At 53.0% G+C, this 16,678-nt stretch carries 14 protein-coding genes; 9 read left to right on the forward strand and 5 right to left on the reverse strand.

The window, feature by feature from the left end; all coding sequences use genetic code 11:
- Positions 1 to 137: 137 nt before the first annotated feature.
- From SH527x_RS16935 to SH527x_RS16945, 3 genes are all read right to left on the reverse strand, one after another.
- A complete protein-coding gene (locus SH527x_RS16935; RefSeq protein ID WP_437191862.1) occupies positions 138 to 1,247 on the reverse strand; it encodes a hypothetical protein in 1,110 nt (369 codons plus the stop codon).
- A 409-nt stretch (positions 1,248 to 1,656) separates the two neighbouring features.
- The gene (locus SH527x_RS16940; protein WP_437191863.1) at positions 1,657 to 3,834 is read right to left on the reverse strand and encodes a Tex-like N-terminal domain-containing protein; all 2,178 of its coding nucleotides are present in this window, start codon (positions 3,832 to 3,834) and stop codon (positions 1,657 to 1,659) included.
- 143 nt (positions 3,835 to 3,977) lie between these two features.
- On the reverse strand, positions 3,978 to 4,322 hold the full coding sequence (locus tag SH527x_RS16945; protein WP_437191864.1) for a histidine triad nucleotide-binding protein: 345 nt from the start codon (positions 4,320 to 4,322) through the stop codon (positions 3,978 to 3,980).
- A gap of 350 nt (positions 4,323 to 4,672) precedes the next feature.
- Here SH527x_RS16945 and SH527x_RS16950 point away from each other — a divergent pair, with 350 nt between their 5' ends.
- The 5 genes from SH527x_RS16950 to SH527x_RS16970 all read left to right on the forward strand — a co-directional run bounded on the left by SH527x_RS16950 (position 4,673) and on the right by SH527x_RS16970 (position 8,253).
- Complete coding sequence (locus tag SH527x_RS16950; RefSeq protein WP_437191865.1) at positions 4,673 to 4,876, forward strand: hypothetical protein; 204 nt, start codon at positions 4,673 to 4,675, stop codon at positions 4,874 to 4,876.
- A 474-nt stretch (positions 4,877 to 5,350) separates the two neighbouring features.
- Entirely contained in the window at positions 5,351 to 6,229 is an 879-nt protein-coding gene (locus SH527x_RS16955; protein ID WP_437191866.1) for a MotA/TolQ/ExbB proton channel family protein, read from the forward strand.
- A gap of 41 nt (positions 6,230 to 6,270) precedes the next feature.
- On the forward strand, positions 6,271 to 6,738 hold the full coding sequence (locus tag SH527x_RS16960; RefSeq protein WP_437191867.1) for an ExbD/TolR family protein: 468 nt from the start codon (positions 6,271 to 6,273) through the stop codon (positions 6,736 to 6,738).
- Positions 6,728 to 7,261: an ExbD/TolR family protein gene (locus tag SH527x_RS16965; protein WP_437191868.1), complete on the forward strand. Its 534-nt coding sequence runs from the start codon at positions 6,728 to 6,730 to the stop codon at positions 7,259 to 7,261. Before SH527x_RS16960 ends, SH527x_RS16965 begins: the two co-directional genes overlap by 11 nt.
- Entirely contained in the window at positions 7,258 to 8,253 is a 996-nt protein-coding gene (locus SH527x_RS16970) for a hypothetical protein (RefSeq protein WP_437191869.1), read from the forward strand. The genes SH527x_RS16965 and SH527x_RS16970 overlap by 4 nt, the downstream gene beginning before the upstream one ends.
- Before the next feature lie 161 nt (positions 8,254 to 8,414).
- On the opposite strand, the gene SH527x_RS16975 is transcribed toward SH527x_RS16970, so the two are convergent.
- Positions 8,415 to 9,446, reverse strand: coding sequence for a dihydrodipicolinate synthase family protein (locus SH527x_RS16975; RefSeq protein WP_437191870.1), 1,032 nt, complete (start codon positions 9,444 to 9,446; stop codon positions 8,415 to 8,417).
- Between the two features lie 291 nt (positions 9,447 to 9,737).
- Between SH527x_RS16975 and SH527x_RS16980 the strand changes: the two genes are divergently transcribed.
- Both SH527x_RS16980 and SH527x_RS16985 read left to right on the forward strand, forming a co-directional pair.
- Complete coding sequence (locus SH527x_RS16980) at positions 9,738 to 12,629, forward strand: 2-oxoglutarate dehydrogenase E1 component (RefSeq protein WP_437191871.1); 2,892 nt, start codon at positions 9,738 to 9,740, stop codon at positions 12,627 to 12,629.
- A 280-nt stretch (positions 12,630 to 12,909) separates the two neighbouring features.
- Positions 12,910 to 14,154: an MFS transporter gene (locus SH527x_RS16985; RefSeq protein ID WP_437191872.1), complete on the forward strand. Its 1,245-nt coding sequence runs from the start codon at positions 12,910 to 12,912 to the stop codon at positions 14,152 to 14,154.
- A gap of 61 nt (positions 14,155 to 14,215) precedes the next feature.
- Here SH527x_RS16985 and SH527x_RS16990 read toward each other — a convergent pair whose 3' ends face one another.
- Positions 14,216 to 15,388, reverse strand: coding sequence for an aminotransferase class V-fold PLP-dependent enzyme (locus tag SH527x_RS16990; protein WP_437191873.1), 1,173 nt, complete (start codon positions 15,386 to 15,388; stop codon positions 14,216 to 14,218).
- On the opposite strand from SH527x_RS16990, the gene SH527x_RS16995 reads away from it, so the two are divergent.
- Complete coding sequence (locus tag SH527x_RS16995) at positions 15,381 to 15,641, forward strand: hypothetical protein (protein WP_437191874.1); 261 nt, start codon at positions 15,381 to 15,383, stop codon at positions 15,639 to 15,641. The two genes, SH527x_RS16990 and SH527x_RS16995, sit on opposite strands and share 8 nt — an antisense overlap.
- Before the next feature lie 270 nt (positions 15,642 to 15,911).
- Complete coding sequence (locus tag SH527x_RS17000) at positions 15,912 to 16,580, forward strand: hypothetical protein (RefSeq protein WP_437191875.1); 669 nt, start codon at positions 15,912 to 15,914, stop codon at positions 16,578 to 16,580.
- Positions 16,581 to 16,678 lie beyond the last annotated feature (98 nt).

The raw sequence follows: 16,678 nt of genomic DNA on the forward strand, positions 1-16,678 counted from the left end.
GTCCTGTCATGCAGCAGCGACAAATGTGAATCTGGTTGAAAAGAAAGAGCCGCACTCGGGATACGAGTGCGGCTCTTTTGCTTTATGGATTTCGTTCATTCCAGACTGGATGTCTTGCAGAATGAAACGAAGCAGGACTATGGCAGTTCGACGATGCGGAAGTCGACGGTGCCGTTTTCTCGCTTCAGCAGAACAGCAGCTTGCGCGTCGCTGATCTTGTCGAGCTGAATTGTGCCGTTCAATTCGCTGATCGTTTCGAATGATTGACCGGCTGTTCCGCCTCCGCCGACAGGAGCAACGAGACCAGAGTTCTCTGCGATTCCGTCTGTGCTGATCTTCATGACACCACGAGCACTGTTGGTCAGCAACAGGAAGTCTTTTCCACCTTGCTTGTAAACAATCAGGTCAAGTGGTTGGTTGCGGTTGCCGAGTTCAGCAACAGTGGTTCCAACAACCTTGGATCGTTCGTTCTCTGTTGATTTCAGAGATTCGAGTGGAATCTTGACGAGTGGTGTGCAGACGAAACCTGCGAGCAGATTCGGCTTACCGTCGATTACGAATGGAACAAATGTGCGAATCGGAGCATAGTCTTCGGTGCGACCATGTGCAGCGTGATAGAACTCAACAGTCGTTCCTGGATCAACAGAATCAAACGGGAACTGCAGCGACCAGACATTTGAAGCCGCTTTTTCGCTTGTCAAACCTGACACAAGCAAACGCCCTTCAACCCATTTCATGTTGGTAATAGCGCTGGTGCGGTTGTTGCGTTGACGCTGCCCTTGTTTCACCAGTTTGTCTTCTGCTGGATTGGGAAGTGTAACTTCCGAGAAGGCGACATTATTCAAGTCGAGTTCAACAACGCCACCGCCATTGATTTTCAGAATGCGTGGAGCTTGTTTCGCGGCAGCGACAGCCAGAAAAACTTTGCCTGTCAGTGGGTTTACTGTCAGGTCAAGAATCTGCACGGCTTCCGGTTTCACCTTCAGAATCTCTGCAATTTTCGCGTCGATCGCTGGGATCTCAGGAGCGGTCAGAGGCCCGCGTTGGACATCTTTCGGGTCCAGTGCAACCACTTTTGCGTTTTGAGCATCACCGACAAACAGAATTCCGTCTGGCCCGAAGGACATCGTGCTGATGGACTTCAGTTCCAGCTTTCCCTGCTTCAATCCATACATGTTTTCTGCATGGACCTGCTGCACAGTGCAGACCCCCAGAACCAGTGCGAGACAGCTTGCAGCGATACGCATTGCATTTCCCTTCTGAGCAGTTCTTGAATCGTGAAGGCCGGCGGGAACAAATGTCTCAGTTGGTGAGGTTATTGTTTCTCGGTCACATCATCTGCGGATTCGGTGATGGATGCCTGGCCTGATCGTGAAGTTCTCAACTGTTCGACACTCTATCAGAATTGGTCGCGAGCCCCTTGTGAGGGAACCATCCAGCAAGGTCGACTGTACAGAACTTCCCTTCTGCGAAACTCATTCACTTCTCGCCATGTTGCACTCAATTTGAGTGAAACTCAAGGGGGGAATCTCCCACAATGATTATCGTTAGAAAGATTTCGTACGAATTCGTATCTCGTGTTTCTCGATAGCAATACGAATTTGGTTAGAAAATGGGCAGTCTTCCGAGGGCGAGAGTGTGTCGTTTGGCTGGAGATCAAGCAGGCTTAAGCATCGTCAGACCAATACGTCCTCGACCGGTGTCTACGCTATCGACCCAGACTCGAACCGTTTGGCCGACGCTTACAACATCTTGAGGCGATGAGATGAAGTGGTTGGCCATTTTGCTGATGTGAATGAGACCGTCGTTCTTCAACCCGACATCGACGAACGCGCCAAAGTCGACGACATTGGTGACCTCTCCCGTTAATTCGGTGCCGATCTGTAATTCGTCGAGAGACAGGACATTTGCTCGCATGAGCGGAGGGGAAAGATCTTCGCGTGGATCACGTCCCGGTTTGAGCAATGCTGAGAGAACCTGTTCGATCGTGTACCGATCGCTGTTCAATTCGGCTGGCATCTTCTCGGAATCACCTTGAAGTGCAGCCAGCGCTGGGCCTTTTGTGCTTGCACCCCCTGAGAGAGCCGCAGGAGTAATTCCAGCTTTCTTCAGGATCTTTCTGGCTAGGGGATAGCTCTCCGGATGAACCCAGGTTGCGTCCAACGGTTCGTCCCCTCCCCGAATACGCAAGAACCCGACAGCTTGTTCGTAAGTCTTTTGTCCGACGCCCGGGATCTGTTTCAAGGTGTCGCGAGTGGGGAACGCACCATTCGATTCGCGCCAGGCGACAATCGCTTTCGCTGTGTTTTTATTTAATCCGGAAACGTATTTCAGCAGCTCCGCACTCGCATTATTGAGTTCCACACCGACGTGGTTCACGCATGATTCGACGACATCTGCCAGTGAGGCGTTGAGTTCCTTTTCTGGCAGGTCATGTTGATACATGCCGACCCCGATATGCTGCGGTTCGATCTTCACGAGTTCGCTTAACGGGTCCTGCAGGCGTCGCCCGATCGAGATGGTTCCCCGAACTGTCGCTTCGAATTGAGGAAACTCCTCCCTTCCAACTTCGCTTGCAGAATAGATACTGGCGCCTGCCTCGTTCACGACGACATAGCGGCACGGGAGGTTGTTCTCGGCAATGGTTGCGGAGACGAGTTCCTGCGTCTCGCGGCTGGCGGTTCCGTTCCCGATGGCGAGGACTTCGACATTGTACTTTTGAACCAGACTCGTCAGTTTCGCGGCCGCCTGAGGCTGTGTTTTTGCATCAGTGATATAGATGACGTCGTTCGTGAGCACGTCCCCTTGTGCGGAAAGAACGGCGAGTTTGCAGCCGGTACGAAACCCAGGGTCGATTGCCAGAATCGTTCGTCCCAGCAGAGGCGGTTGCAGCAATAATTGACGCACATTTCGCCCGAAATTCGTCAGAGCATGCGCATGCGCCTGTTGAGTCAGGTCTCGACGAATTTCCCGTTCAATCGCTGGCCCGATCAGTCGTTTCAACGCATCTGTAATGCATTGCTCCATGAACTGCCTGGCGGAATGGCGAGCGAGATTCAAGGCACTGGCGATCCTCGCCTGTCCGAGTGCCTGATCCCATTTCATGGAGATTTTCAGTGCGTTGCGATCCTCTCCGCGATTGAGAGCCAGGATTCGGTGTGGAGGGATCTTACTCGTCGGTTGTTCAAAGGTTGCGTAGTCCTGAAATGTTGCCGCTTCTTCCGACTTTGCATTGAGCTTCGAGGAGATGGTGCAAGTTTTGATTGCGGTTTTGCGCGCGAGATCCCGTAGTTCCACTTCTTCGGAGATACGAGCGGCAACCAGATCCTGAACGCCTTGCAGAACGATGTCGACAGATGTCAGGGCAGGGTGCTTGCCAACGCAGGCAGCGGCGACCTGATTCAGATTCGCATCACCAATTCGACCTGACCAGACCGCTTTGGCAACGGGGTCGAGTCCCATCTCACGCGCTTCGTCCGCACGGGTCTTTCGCTTGCTGCGATACGGTGCATACAGTTCTTCCAGACGCTTCATTGAGTCGGCCTGTTCGATGGCCTGTTGAAGCTCTGGTGTCAGTTTTCCTTGAGCCTGAATCGCCTTCAGAATCTTTTCCCGTTCTGCAACGACGTTTCGCAGTTCCTGCAGCAGCTTCAGGATCTCTCGCAACTGGGTTTCATCTAACCCTCCCGTTGCTTCCTGTCGGTATCGGGTGATGAACGGAATCGTGTTGCCTTCATCCAGCAATTTGACCGCACCACTGACCTGACGGATGGTCAGGGAAAGCGATCTGGAAATCTGCTGAATCAATGCCGTTGTGAGTTCATCCTGAGTCATTCAAATCATCCCTGAGAAATCATCTCGATCGCAAATCAGAAGCAAGTTGTGCCAAGAGTTGATCTTCAGGTTGCATCAACACGGGAGCAGCCAGCGAGCGGCAGGATCCATTCGCCACCTGAAGATCAGAGTCTGACGAGGCGTTAGCCTGGCGGCCAAGTTAATGAGCGCTTTCCAAGCAGGTGATAGTGCAGGTGCGGGACGGTCTGTCCCCCGTCGTCTCCGGCATTGATCACGACTCGGAAGCCATTTTCGAGTCCTTCCGCCGCGGCCAGCATGTGACAGATATAGAGCAGATGTCCGAGCAGCAATTTGTCCTCAGCAGTCACTTCCTGAAGTGATCGGATCTCCTTACGGGGGATCACCAGGATATGGATCGGAGCCTGCGGGGAGCTATCGCGAAATGCGATGCACTGATCGTCTTCATGGATCAGTGTCACCGGAATTTCTTTGTCGATGATTTTTTTGAAGATGGTCTTGTCGGCCATTGTGGCTTTCTCGTCTGTTGCGGCGGTTGCTATCGGTCGCGTGCGAAGCGAGTTCCCATCAGCAGGTTCTCGCGATGAGAAGTGAAAAGGAAAGTTCTCGTGCTGCAGTGGAGTCTCCTCTGATGATCAGTTTGAAGGAGAATCCGTCCATCGACATCTTTGCTTGTTTGCCTGCTTTATCTTCTCGAAGTGCCTTACGAGATCAATCGCTATAAACCATCGAATCGTTGTTGAGATTTGTCAACCCGTCACCAGATGGTCCGGCCTCGCTGAAATTTGTGATGTAGGTTCAAGGAGCTCGCAGCAGTTTTTACTCCCGTCGCATCGGGAATCCTTGAGGAACCGCTTCCGTGAAGAACGATTCCGTCAAACTCGATCCCGATTCACAGGATGACCTGACCAGTCAGGAAATCATCCTGTCATTTATCGTGGAACTGCTGACCATCTTGCCGGTTGTTCTGTTTATTGGCTGGGGCGCTTTTGAAGTCAGCAAAGTGATCGGTCAGCCGAGTGCACCCCCGGCATTTGCCAGCGCCGAAGCAGATTCGAAGTAGCGATTCGATCGCGGAGCGTCCTCTGACGCCCTCTCTGGCGAGACGAATTCATGGTCCTCCCGACGGTGGACTAGGCAAAATTTCTGACGATGATGAGAAAACATCAAAAAGTCGACGTTGATTTTCAGGCTGCAGTGTGGTTTGTAAGGGGCAGCGAGAACTACAGTCTGAGATGGTATCCCGGATTCAAAGGGTTACTCGACTCCTGAAATTCAAAGTCACTGACTTTGGAATTTGCTCCCTGTCTTGTTAGCAACCTGAACTCTGTTCTAGGGTTAGGTTGTTACTCAAGAGGCTGCCAGTATTGCTGGAACGGCTCTTGTGGAAATTCAGGGCAGTTCGTTCGAAATTCAGCTGACTCCCCGTTAATATCAATATCGACAAGTGTGACAAGCCTGTTTTTCGGTATCTGCCGAGAAGAGATGTCAACTTTGAGAGATCCGCGAACTTCTTGGTACCTGTGAAGGTGTGGCAATGAGGTTGAATGCTTCCCCTCGATCGATCAGCGTCAAAGTTGGCCTGATTGCATTTATTGTCTTTGCATCGTGGTGGGGCGTTAGTAACTCCGTCGCAATTGCACAGGACGAAGCTGCTGCCCCTCCGGCGGCGCCTGCTGCTGCTGAACCGGCCGCCGCTGAAGCCCCAGCGGATGCTGCAGAGGTTCCTGCAGCAACATCTGAAGGCGGACACGGCGCATCCAAAAGCTACCTGTGGTGGATCATCGAGTCTTCAGGATTGATTGGTCTCTTCCTGTTGATTATTTCGATTTTCTTCGTCGCGAAAGTCTTCCAGCAAATGGGAGAAATTCGTCTCGTGAACATCGCTCCGGCCTCTTTGATTGAAGAGTGCGAAGAACTCCTGAACGCCCGGGATTATCCAGGGATTTACCGCCGCGTGAAAGACGACCCAAGTACCTTGGGAACTCTGTTGACCGCCGGTCTGACCGAATTGCAGTACGGGCTGACAGAAGCTCGTGAAGCGATGGACATTGCAGCCGAAGTTCGCGTCGCAAACCAGGAAAAGAACATTGCGATGCTCGCGGTGATCGGAACTCTGGGCCCGATGATCGGACTGCTGGGAACGCTGAAGGGGATGATCGCGAGCTTCAGCGTGATCGCGTTGTCCGATACTCAGCTGAAATCAAGCGAGGTCGCAGGCGGGATTTCGGAAGCGTTGATTTTGACCTTCGAAGGGGTTTTGGTCTCCGTTCCTGCGATTTACTTCTATGCTGTGCTGAAAAACCGAATCTCTGCTCATACTGCAGAAGCCGTTCTTATGGCCGACTTGTTTCTCCGTCGCCTGAATACGATTTATCGTGGCAGCAAATCCGGAGAAGAACAGGCATCTACATAGCCCGTAATCTCTTTCTGTACATGAATTTCGGGAGATGATGTATGAGCCACGGTGGTGACGGCAATACGGCCGAACCCGACCTGACCCCCATGCTGGACATGGTCTTCCAGTTGATCACCTTCTTCATGCTGGTGATCAACTTCAAGTCAGCTTCAATGGATTTGTCTTTGAAGCTGCCAGTGGTGGGTTCAGCAAGACCGGTCGAGAACGAAGGCGTTGAGGACTTTCTGGTTCTGAACGTCAATAAAGAGGGACAATTGGTGATCTATAACCTGGTCACTCCCTTGGAAAATTATTTGAACAGCGAAGCGCGTGTCTCACGCATGAAACTGACCGGTGCAGAGGCTAAAGATCCTAATGCTGAGCTGCCAACGTCGATCGTGATTCGCGCTGACAAAGCGGTCAAATTCAAGGACCTCAATCGGGTCTTCACTGAATGCCAGAAGCGAGGTTTTCGCAAGTTCTCGCTGAAGGCCTTTAATATGGAGGACCCGGCCAATGAGCAGTAGACGACGACGTCGACGAAAGAAGGGTGGTGAAGAGGTCAAGTTGAATATGGCGGCGATGCTCGACATGGCCTTCCAGTTGTTGACCTTCTTTATCATGACTTTTCGGCCTTCCCCGATCGAAGGTCAAATTGCTCTGAATCTGCCACCACCGGTGGCAGTGACTCAGTCGCGGCCAATTCAGCCTAATGATCAGGCGAAATCCGATGGTCCGTCACTTCCGGGCTTTGGAACACTGGTCATCACGGTGAAAGCGTCGGATAATGGAGAGTTGCAGTCGCTGGTCCTTGGGGAACGTCCACTTTTGAGAGGGGCTCTTCGTTCAGGGGATGCCAATGCTCTGGATCGTGAACTGCAGAACATCTTCACGTTGTCTGGTGGAACTTTTGATGCAATTCAGCTTCACATCGACCCGAAGTTGAATTACTCAACGTTCCTGGCACTGATGGACGTCTGTGCCCGGCAGAAAACTGCGGACGGCAAGAAGCTTGAGAAGCTCAGCTTTATTGAATTGAAGTCGCAATGACCGGCAGAATCCGATATTCATCCCGACGCCTAGCCGGGCGTCGGGATGGACGACGACTGGTGACAATGATCTGTATGCTGTTCCTGTTGGGGATGATGATTTCCCACACCAGCAAGCCAGAGACTTGGCATTGGCTTGCTGAGGATGTCGCTATTGCACAGGAATTCGGTGGCGTGCAGGCGTCAGCCGAAGGCGAAAAGGCTACAGAACCGACGAAGCCAGCGGCCGAAACTCTCATTCCGAATCCGACCGATCAGGATCCAGAAGAGTGGGCGAAAGCTCAGGATCAGTTTCGAAATATTCTCGATAAGCAGCCGATTAACGTCGAGGATATGCCCAGCTATTGGCGCTTGTTCCGCTGGAGTCGAGCACAGACTCAGGACGAGTTGCTTAAGCGTTCAGTGAAGAATCCGTTCTTCACACAGATCTGGGAAACGCCGGCCAAGAATCGCGGAAAGCCTTACACGCTCAAACTCTATGTCCGCCGTGTCCTTTCGCATGAGCCGGAAGAGAATTCAGCTGGCGTCAAGAAAGTCTATGAAATCTGGGGTGTGACCGAGGAATCTCGGGCGAACCTTTTTGTCATTGTGACAGATCAGCTGCCGCCAGGCTTTCCTGAAGGGGATAAGGTCGAGGCAACCGCATTGTTTACAGGGTATTTCCTGAAAATTCTGGGGTACCAGGCGTTTGATGCGCAGCGCGGGGCGCCACTGATGATTGGAAAAATCAAAGCGAATCCTGTGCGTCAAGGCGGCGGGAAAAATCCCCCGATTGCTCAGGATATGATGTGGTTGACTGTCCTGGCCGGGATTTTGATCTGCGGATTTCTGTGGGTGTCGCAGTATATCCCGTGGCCATGGCGAACAGTCCAGGCTCGTCCGGGACGTGACATTATTCGGGTGACCGAAGAAGACGTTGAGACCTGGTTGGCGAAGCCGCCTTCCAACCCGCCGGTTCAGCCGCCTCCAATCGTCGATAAGAATGACAAGTAAACTGCTCGTCAGTTGACTTGAATTGGGTTGCCAGTGGCATGCTCGAAACAAAAAGAAAACCGCCGGACACCAAGTGTTCGGCGGTTTTCTTCGTTATCAGGGAGGTCGAAGAATCCCGTCCGGTTTGGGCGGGATTGCTGCGAGACCACATACTGGACGGTCTAGCTGACCAATCCGCGGCGACGGAGTTCGGAAACAACATCGCGGACAATCTGAGTGACGTCTGGGGTAGAGTGTCCGTTCGACAGGCGAATGGAGGATCTGTCTTCGATGTAACCGCGTTCAGCGAGCTTGCTTCGAAGTGTCTGGCGGAGCACGGACAGATCTGATTTCTGCTTGTCGGACATCGGCTGACGTCCTTCACCCATGGTGAACCCGCGGAACTCAACTGCCGCGCGGAACCCTTCTGGGAATTCCGATTTGAAGATCATCGCGTCGAACATGTCCATCAGGTCATACTGGATCTCCCGAGCGACATCGATGCGTCCAGAAATAGTTGTTTCGTAGAGACTTCGGGTCATTTCAGGGACGATACCGCTTGATGCGTTCGTTCCGCCGTCGCAGCCGATGAGCAGCATTGGCATCAATGCTGGATCCCAACCGGTCATGAAGCTGAAATCAGGACGATTGGGGCGGATTGCCTGAATCATTCGCATCATGTGCGGAATGTCCCCGGACGAGTCTTTGATCCCGATGATTCGTTCGCAATCTTCACTGAGTCGCTGGACGGTTGCGACATCAATCGGGCTGGCGAACATTGGGATGTTGTAGAGTGTTACGTCAATCGGTGTGTTGCGACCGATTTCGCGGAAGTAGGCGTAAACCGCTTCCGGGCCCAGTTTGTAGTAGTAAGGGGCGACGATCGCGACGGCCCGCATCCCCAGGTCGGAGTAGTACTCGCAGGCTGCGATTGTTTCGCGGGTGTTGGCTTCTGCTGCCCCGACGAGGATGGGGACGCGCCCGCGTGTCTGATCAGCGATAATTCGAGCGATTCTTCGGCGTTCTTCTGCTGTGAATCGTGTGAATTCGCCGGTGCTTCCGTTCGGATACAATCCGTGGACCCCGTGATCAATGAGCCAATCAATGTAGCGTCTCAGTTCGGGCTCATTGATTTCTCCACGTGAATCGAGCGGGACCAGGTTCGGCGTATAGATGCCGGTGAGCCGTCTTGGGTCAGTTGCTGGCATAATCATCGGACTTCAGGCACGTTGATTGTTTTGAGGGCAGGTCTTGGTCCCACTCTGGGCCAAGCTGTGATTTTTGGAGTTAATCGTTATAGGTTACTCGATTGTGCTAATGATTCTACAATCGGCAAATTCAGCCGATTTTGTGGATGTTATCAAAGTCCACCTGTCGGATTTCTGCCGGGACAGTAGAATAGACGCAATTACATATCCTGCAGAATTGAAATCGGGTTTTCCCGGTTCTCGCCATTGCAAGGTTCAGACGTTCCCCAGCCAGTGCTGCGTTTTGGAGTTGCGGTCGTGTCGGTTGAATCGATTCCGTTGTCCGTTCAGAACTTAGCTTTTGCCGAAGAGATGTACGCCCGGTACCTGGAACAGCCCGGAAGTGTTCCTGCCGAGTGGCGACATTACTTCGACAACCTGAAAAATGGGGATGTAAATTCTGCATCCGGCTGGTCACCTGAGAGCCCGTTTCCTCAAAGGAGTATCTTTGATCCTCCTGCTCGTGTGGCAGCATCAACGCCGGTTTCGGCTGGTGCACTGGAAGTCGCCAAGCCGCAAGTGCTTGACGTTCCAGCCTATCAAGAGCGAATTGATCAGCTCATTCAGAATTATCGGGTGAGAGGCCATATGTTGGCTTCGATCGACCCGTTGGGCAAGCAACGCCCAAGTCCACCAGAACTCGATCCGTCATTCTACGGATTTGATGACGCTGACCTCGATCGCGAACTTTCCGCATCGTGGGACTTTGGTGGAAGTCAGATTCATACTCTTCGCGGAGTTCTGAACTGGCTGAAAGAAACATATTGCCGTTCAATCGGTGCTCAGTTCATGCACATTGACAGCCTGCAGGTGCGCCTGTGGCTGGCTCAACGCATGGAAGAAACCGGAAACCGCATCCAACTTGCCCGACAGGATCAGCTTCGCATCCTGAAGCGACTGGCAGATGCGGTTGTCTTTGAAGAGTTCCTCGCCCGAAAGTTCGTGGGAGCAAAGAGCTTCTCGCTGGAAGGTGCCGAAAGTCTGATCCCATTGCTGGATATGGCGATCGACAAGCTCGGGAACGAAGGAACCAAAGAAATTGTCATCGGGATGGCCCACCGCGGACGTTTGAACGTCCTCGCGAACATTATGGGCAAGTGTCCTCGTGCGATCTTCCGCGAGTTCGACGATGCTGACTCCTTGCACCTGCACGGCGGCGGCGACGTGAAGTACCACCTCGGCTACAGCTGGGATTGGATTACTTCGCAAGAGAACAAAGTTCACCTTTCGCTGTGCTTCAACCCTTCACACCTTGAGTATGTGAATACGGTTGCGATGGGGCGTACCCGAGCGAAGATGGATCTGTACGGTGATTTCCGCCGTGAATCTGGTGTGACGCTGCTGATTCACGGTGATGCTGCATTTGCCGGTGAAGGGATTATCCAGGAAACTCTCAATCTGAGTGAACTGGAAGGTTACTCGGTCGGCGGAACGATCCATCTGATCGTGAACAACCAGATCGGGTTCACCACTTCACCTGAAGAGAGTCGTTCAACAACATACGCGACTGACGTCGCCAAGATGTTGCAGATTCCAATCTTCCACGTGAACGGGGAAGATCCGGAAGCAGTTGCTCAGGTTCTGCATCTTGCCCTCGATTTCCGTAAACGCTTCCAGCGTGATGCGGTCATCGACATGTACTGCTATCGCCGTCGTGGACATAACGAAGGTGATGAACCGGCGTTCACACAGCCGGTCATGTACAAAGAAATTCGTCAACGTCCGAACGTTTACTCAGGATACCTCGAAGCTCTGGAGAGCATGCAGGGTGTCACACGGGAAGAAGCGGAACGGATCGTTGAAGAGCGACGACAGAAGCTTGAAAACGAACTGACCGAAGCTCGTCGTGACGACTACATTCGCTGCATCGATAACTGGGGCGGCGTCTGGGCCGGATATTACGGCGGACCGGCGACTCGGGCAGATCACCCGGATACGAAGGTCGATAAGAGTAAACTGAGCGACCTTTTGACACGGTTGACTCATGTCCCGGCTGGGTTCGAACCGCATCCGAAAGCTCAGCGTATTCTGGAACAACGCCGCAGTATGGCGGAAGAGAAAGAATCACTGGACTGGGGAGCTGCTGAATCTCTGGCATTTGCGACTGTTCTGGATGACGGGGCTCCGTTCCGTATGACAGGGCAGGATGTGCGTCGCGGAACGTTCAGTCATCGCCATGCGTTTCTGCATGATGTGAATAACGGCCAGCCGTACAACATGCTCTCGAACGTTGTGACCGACCCGAGCAAAGTGAGTCTGTTCAACAGCCCGTTGTCAGAAGCAGGCGTTCTGGGATTTGAGTACGGTTACAGTCTCGATTGCCCGGAAGGTCTTGTGATCTGGGAAGCCCAGTTCGGAGACTTCTGTAACGTTGCCCAGGTGATCATTGACCAGTTCATTGCCAGTGCCGAAGACAAGTGGAATCGCTTGTCCGGTCTGGTCATGTTGCTGCCTCACGGGTTTGAAGGGCAGGGGCCAGAGCACTCCAGTGCACGCCTCGAACGATTCCTGATGCTGTCTGCAGAAGACAATATTCAGGTTGTTCAGCCTTCGACTCCGGCACAGATCTTCCACCTGTTGCGTCGTCAGGTGCTTCGTAAGTGGAAGAAACCACTGGTCGTGATGACTCCAAAGAGTCTGTTGCGTCACAAAGAGTGCGTCTCAACCTTGGACGAACTGGCAAACGGCAGCTTCCAGCGATTCATTCCTGATCCTGAATTCAAGGACTTCAAGAATGTGAAGCAGGTGCTGATGTGCTCCGGTAAGGTCTATTACGACCTGATCGATCGTCGTCGCGAAGGTGGGTACGAAGGCGTCATGATCGTGCGAGTCGAGGAACTTTATCCGTTCCCGTCATCGTCGCTGAAGCAGTTCTTCCATGAACTCGACGACAGTGTTCCATTCAAGTGGGTGCAGGACGAACCATCCAACATGGGTGCCTGGCCGTACATTCGTGCTCGATTCGGGGATAAGTTCCTGAAGCGATTCAACATTGAACGTGTGAGCCGTGCACGAAGCGCCAGCCCTGCAACCGGTTCTTCAAAGGCACACAAACGCGAACAGGATGAATTGCTGACTGCCGCGTTCAGTAAGGCGACACAAGAGAAATCGGTATCGATTCCTTCTCAGTCAATCGGAGCAGGAACATAGTTGTCGCTGACAGCCGGCGATGATCGCTGATGTTCAATAATTTGAGCCTGACTCGACCTCACAGTTGAGTCAGGCTTTTTTCTTGATGCCGACTCTCGGTGCCTTAAGAGGAATGCCAGTTCATTGATGCGGAGAAGTTCTCTATTTGGTGCGGAGCCGATTCCGGGAAAGTTCTAGTTCTGCTACTGCACGTTCCGCTGCGGCGAACCTATTCTTATAGAACGGGTCTGACGGGCAGTGTGCATTTGCGTCAGCACAGTTCGCTTTGATCTGGTTTGTCATGAGTCAAAATCTCGAAGCTGCGTTACCGGAGTCGAATCCTGTCCCTGAATTCACTTCGTTCGGGGTTCTTTACGGATTGAGTCTGTCCCACTTTCTGAATGACACGGTTCAGGCAGTCATTCCAGCGCTATACCCGCTTTTGAAGCAGTCTCATGGTCTGACATTTACGCAGATCGGGCTGATCACACTCACGTTTCAGATGACAGCGTCTTTGTTACAGCCTGTTGTTGGATTCGTGACGGATCGTCGCCCGCAACCGTATTCGCTGGCCTTGGGGATGGGGTCGACACTGATCGGCCTGTTGATGCTGTCGCAGGCACATTCGTTGTTGATGCTGTTGATCTCTACCGGATTGGTCGGACTTGGTTCCTCTGTCTTCCACCCGGAAGCGGCGCGGCTGGCGATTCTTGCATCCGGTGGACGTCATGGATTCGCTCAATCGGTATTCCAGGTTGGCGGGAATCTCGGGACTTCATTTGGGCCCTTGCTCGCCGCATGGATCGTGATGCCGCGAGGACAACCGGCGGTGGCATGGTTTGCTGTGATCGCCTTGCTGGCGATGATCGTCATGGCTCGACTGGGAATCTGGTATCAGCAGCAATTAACGATCGAGCGTACATCTACTTCGAAGCGAGCAGTGAAAAGAGCGAAGCATTCTTTATCGAATTGGCAGGTTGTCTGCGCAATGCTGGTGTTAATTGTGTTGATGACGTCGAAGTACTTTTATCTCGTCAGCCTGACAAACTACTACACGTTCTATCTGATCGAGAAGTTCCACGTCTCGGTGCAGACTTCGCAGCTCTGCTTGTTTGCGTTTCTGTTTGCAGTTGCCGCTGGAACGATCATTGGAGGTCCAATCGGGGATCGTCGTGGGCGAAAAATGGTGATCTGCGTGTCCATCTTCGGGACAGCGCCGTTTTCGCTCGCATTACCTTACATGAACTTCTCAATGACCATCGTCATGAGTGTGCTGGCCGGGATGATTCTGGCGTCGGCCTTCTCTGCGGTTCTTGTGTTTGCACAGGAGTTAATGCCGGGGCGAGTCGGACTCGTGGCGGGGTTGTTCTTTGGGTTCGTTTTCGGAGTGAGCGGTGTTGCTTCTGCGATCATTGGAATCTGGGCAGATCGAACAAGCATTACCACGATTTTCGAAATCTGCGCCTATATCCCGTTGCTGGGAGTACTGGCGGTTTTGTTGCCGAATATGAATCGACGGACAACCGCCCCTCAGCTGGCTGCCTAACGCGTGACAAGATGGAGTTCGTCGGATTCGCTGCTTCGAACTTCTGGGAGTCCCGCTGCTCTTAAAGAGCGGCGGTGATTTCCGCGAGAGCAGCGAGTGTGAGATCGATTTCGTCTGCAGTGATTGCTGGACCAAGGCTGAATCGAATGGTTCCACCCTGTTCGAGTGTTCCCAGAGCATCGTGAGCCTTGGGGGCACAGTGGAAACCTGCTCGCGCCTCGATGTCATAGTGTTCATCAAGTAACGTTGCCATCACTTGTGGAGTGACCCGATCGAAGCTGACGCTGATCACAGGGACTCGTTGGATCTCTGGCGCGGAGAGATGAACATGCACGCCGGGAAGTGATTCCAGACCGGCGATGAATTGTCTTGTCAGTTCACTTCCATTCGAGATCGAAAGGGAATTCAGTGTCCCCTGATTTCGGTCGAGTGCGGCTTCTAACCCGAACAGACCAGGGACGTTCAGGTTGCCTGGCTCGTACCGTTCCGGGAGCTGCAGTGGCTGCTCTGGAGACTCGCTACTTGTTCCTGTTCCTCCCTGACGGACAGGTTGAAGTTCCTTCTCGATCCCGGGGGCGATTACCAGAACTCCGGTTCCCAGCGGTCCCTGTAACCCTTTGTGACCTGGCGCGGCGATCAGATCGGCTCCGGTCTCTTTCAAGGTGACAGGAATCGCTCCTAGTGTTTGTGCGGCGTCGAGGAGGACGAACGCTCCGGCGGCATGTGCCAATCGTGCCATCTCTTCGACCGGTTGAATCACCCCTGTTACGTTCGATGCATGAGTGATGATGACCAGTCGTGGGGAATTCCTGAGTGCTTCCGCATAAGCATTCAGGTCGACAGTCCCTGCCGTGTCTGGCGGAACGAACGTCGTCTGAACTCCCTGCGACTGCTGGAGGGAATGTAGCGGACGGAGAACAGAGTTATGTTCCCAAACTGTTGTAACGACCTGGTCGCCTGCACGCAGCAACCCATGAATCGCGAGATTCAGAGAATCCGTTCCATTCGAAGTGAAGATGACTCGACTGGAATCTGTGGTTCCAACAAGTGCTGCTATTCGTTGCCGGCATCGATCAATGACTCTTTGAACTTCACGCCCTCGACGCGTCGTTCCACGTCCTGCTGCGACGCCGATCTCGTTGATGTACCGGACCATTGCAGCTCCCACCTCTGGAGGTTTAGGGAAACTGGTCACGGCATAGTCGAGATAGATTCGGCGCTCAGACATGGTCATCGGTGACGGAGTTCCATTCAACTATCGAGTAAGAGGTTGGAGTCAGGTGTTCGACACAGTGGAGTTGCAGGCGTTCTTCGCAATGAACTCCATTATCTCTCCATATAATAGATCGAAGCTGTCTGGAAGCGAATCTGTTGAGATCTCTGTTCTTCTGCGTTTCAGCGATGCCGGACCGAAATTCACGCTGCCTGACGTGATTCTGTTTGTTGATGAGTGGCTCGTTTTGTCGATGCAACGCTTTTTTGGGTAAGTGGTTGTGTCGCGGTGGTCGGTTTTCTTCTGCGGCCGTACAGCCGACAGACGGTTCGCTGCGCAATCGAGTTCTTCACCCTGTTTGGGTGGAATTGCCATCACGATCGGCACAATCCTTAGCCGATATACGAGATGAGGGACTTTGTCTCTGTGCCGTTTGATGCAGTGTGGTTGATGGACAGCTCTCAGCTTGAATGAGAGCGGGGGGACCCATCAGCAGCGGCGGGCTGCGAAGTGCTTTGACAGAGAATTCAAGGGGGGATGGGGCGTGATCCGAATTCAGGGAACCGTTGCGCTGATGGTACTTGCAGTGACGTCGTCTGCAGTTGCAGACTGGCCGTTCACTGCGAAAGATGGCCTGAAGCGAGGATCAAAGGACTACTACGAGGCACGTGCAAGTGATCCTCCGGGGTCGCGTCAGCACTACAAGGCCGGAAAACTCTGGCCTCCGTACCCACGCCCGGTTGGTCCCAACCAGACGTTCATCCACAAATACCATCATACGCATTACTGGCCGTATCCGTATAACTGCGAGGATCAGAAGGCAACGCGTGACATCATGAACACGCAAGTTGCGAACGGATGGGCAAATTCGACAACGATGTATGAGTACCACTTCGACCCCGCAACTGGTGAGCTGAACAGCTCCGGGATGCGCCATCTGGAGTGGGTTGTGCAGAACGTTCCTGTGGAATATCGCCAGATCCATTTGGCGAGCACTTACGACCCACAGGTGAACAGCGAGCGGACGCGAAGCATTCAACAAGGGTTGCTGAAGATCGCTTCTGCCGATCCTTCAATGGTCGTGAATCCGCGTATTTCCAGCCCGGATGGGCGACCTGGCAGTGAAGTGAACATGATCTTCCAGAAGGCCACAGAGGGAATGCCACCTCCAGTCCTGTCTCAAATTGGTGTGAATGCCAGAACCAGCAACTAGACCGGTTCGACGACTTTCGCTTTGGCAGTGTTGAAGTTTCAGTCGTCCAGTTTGTGAAGAAGGGTGGCGGCGGATCGTCGCGATGCCATCCTGTCGAA

It is taken from the genome of Planctomicrobium limosum (genome assembly GCF_051465645.1).
GTDB lineage: Bacteria > Planctomycetota > Planctomycetia > Planctomycetales > Planctomycetaceae > Planctomicrobium.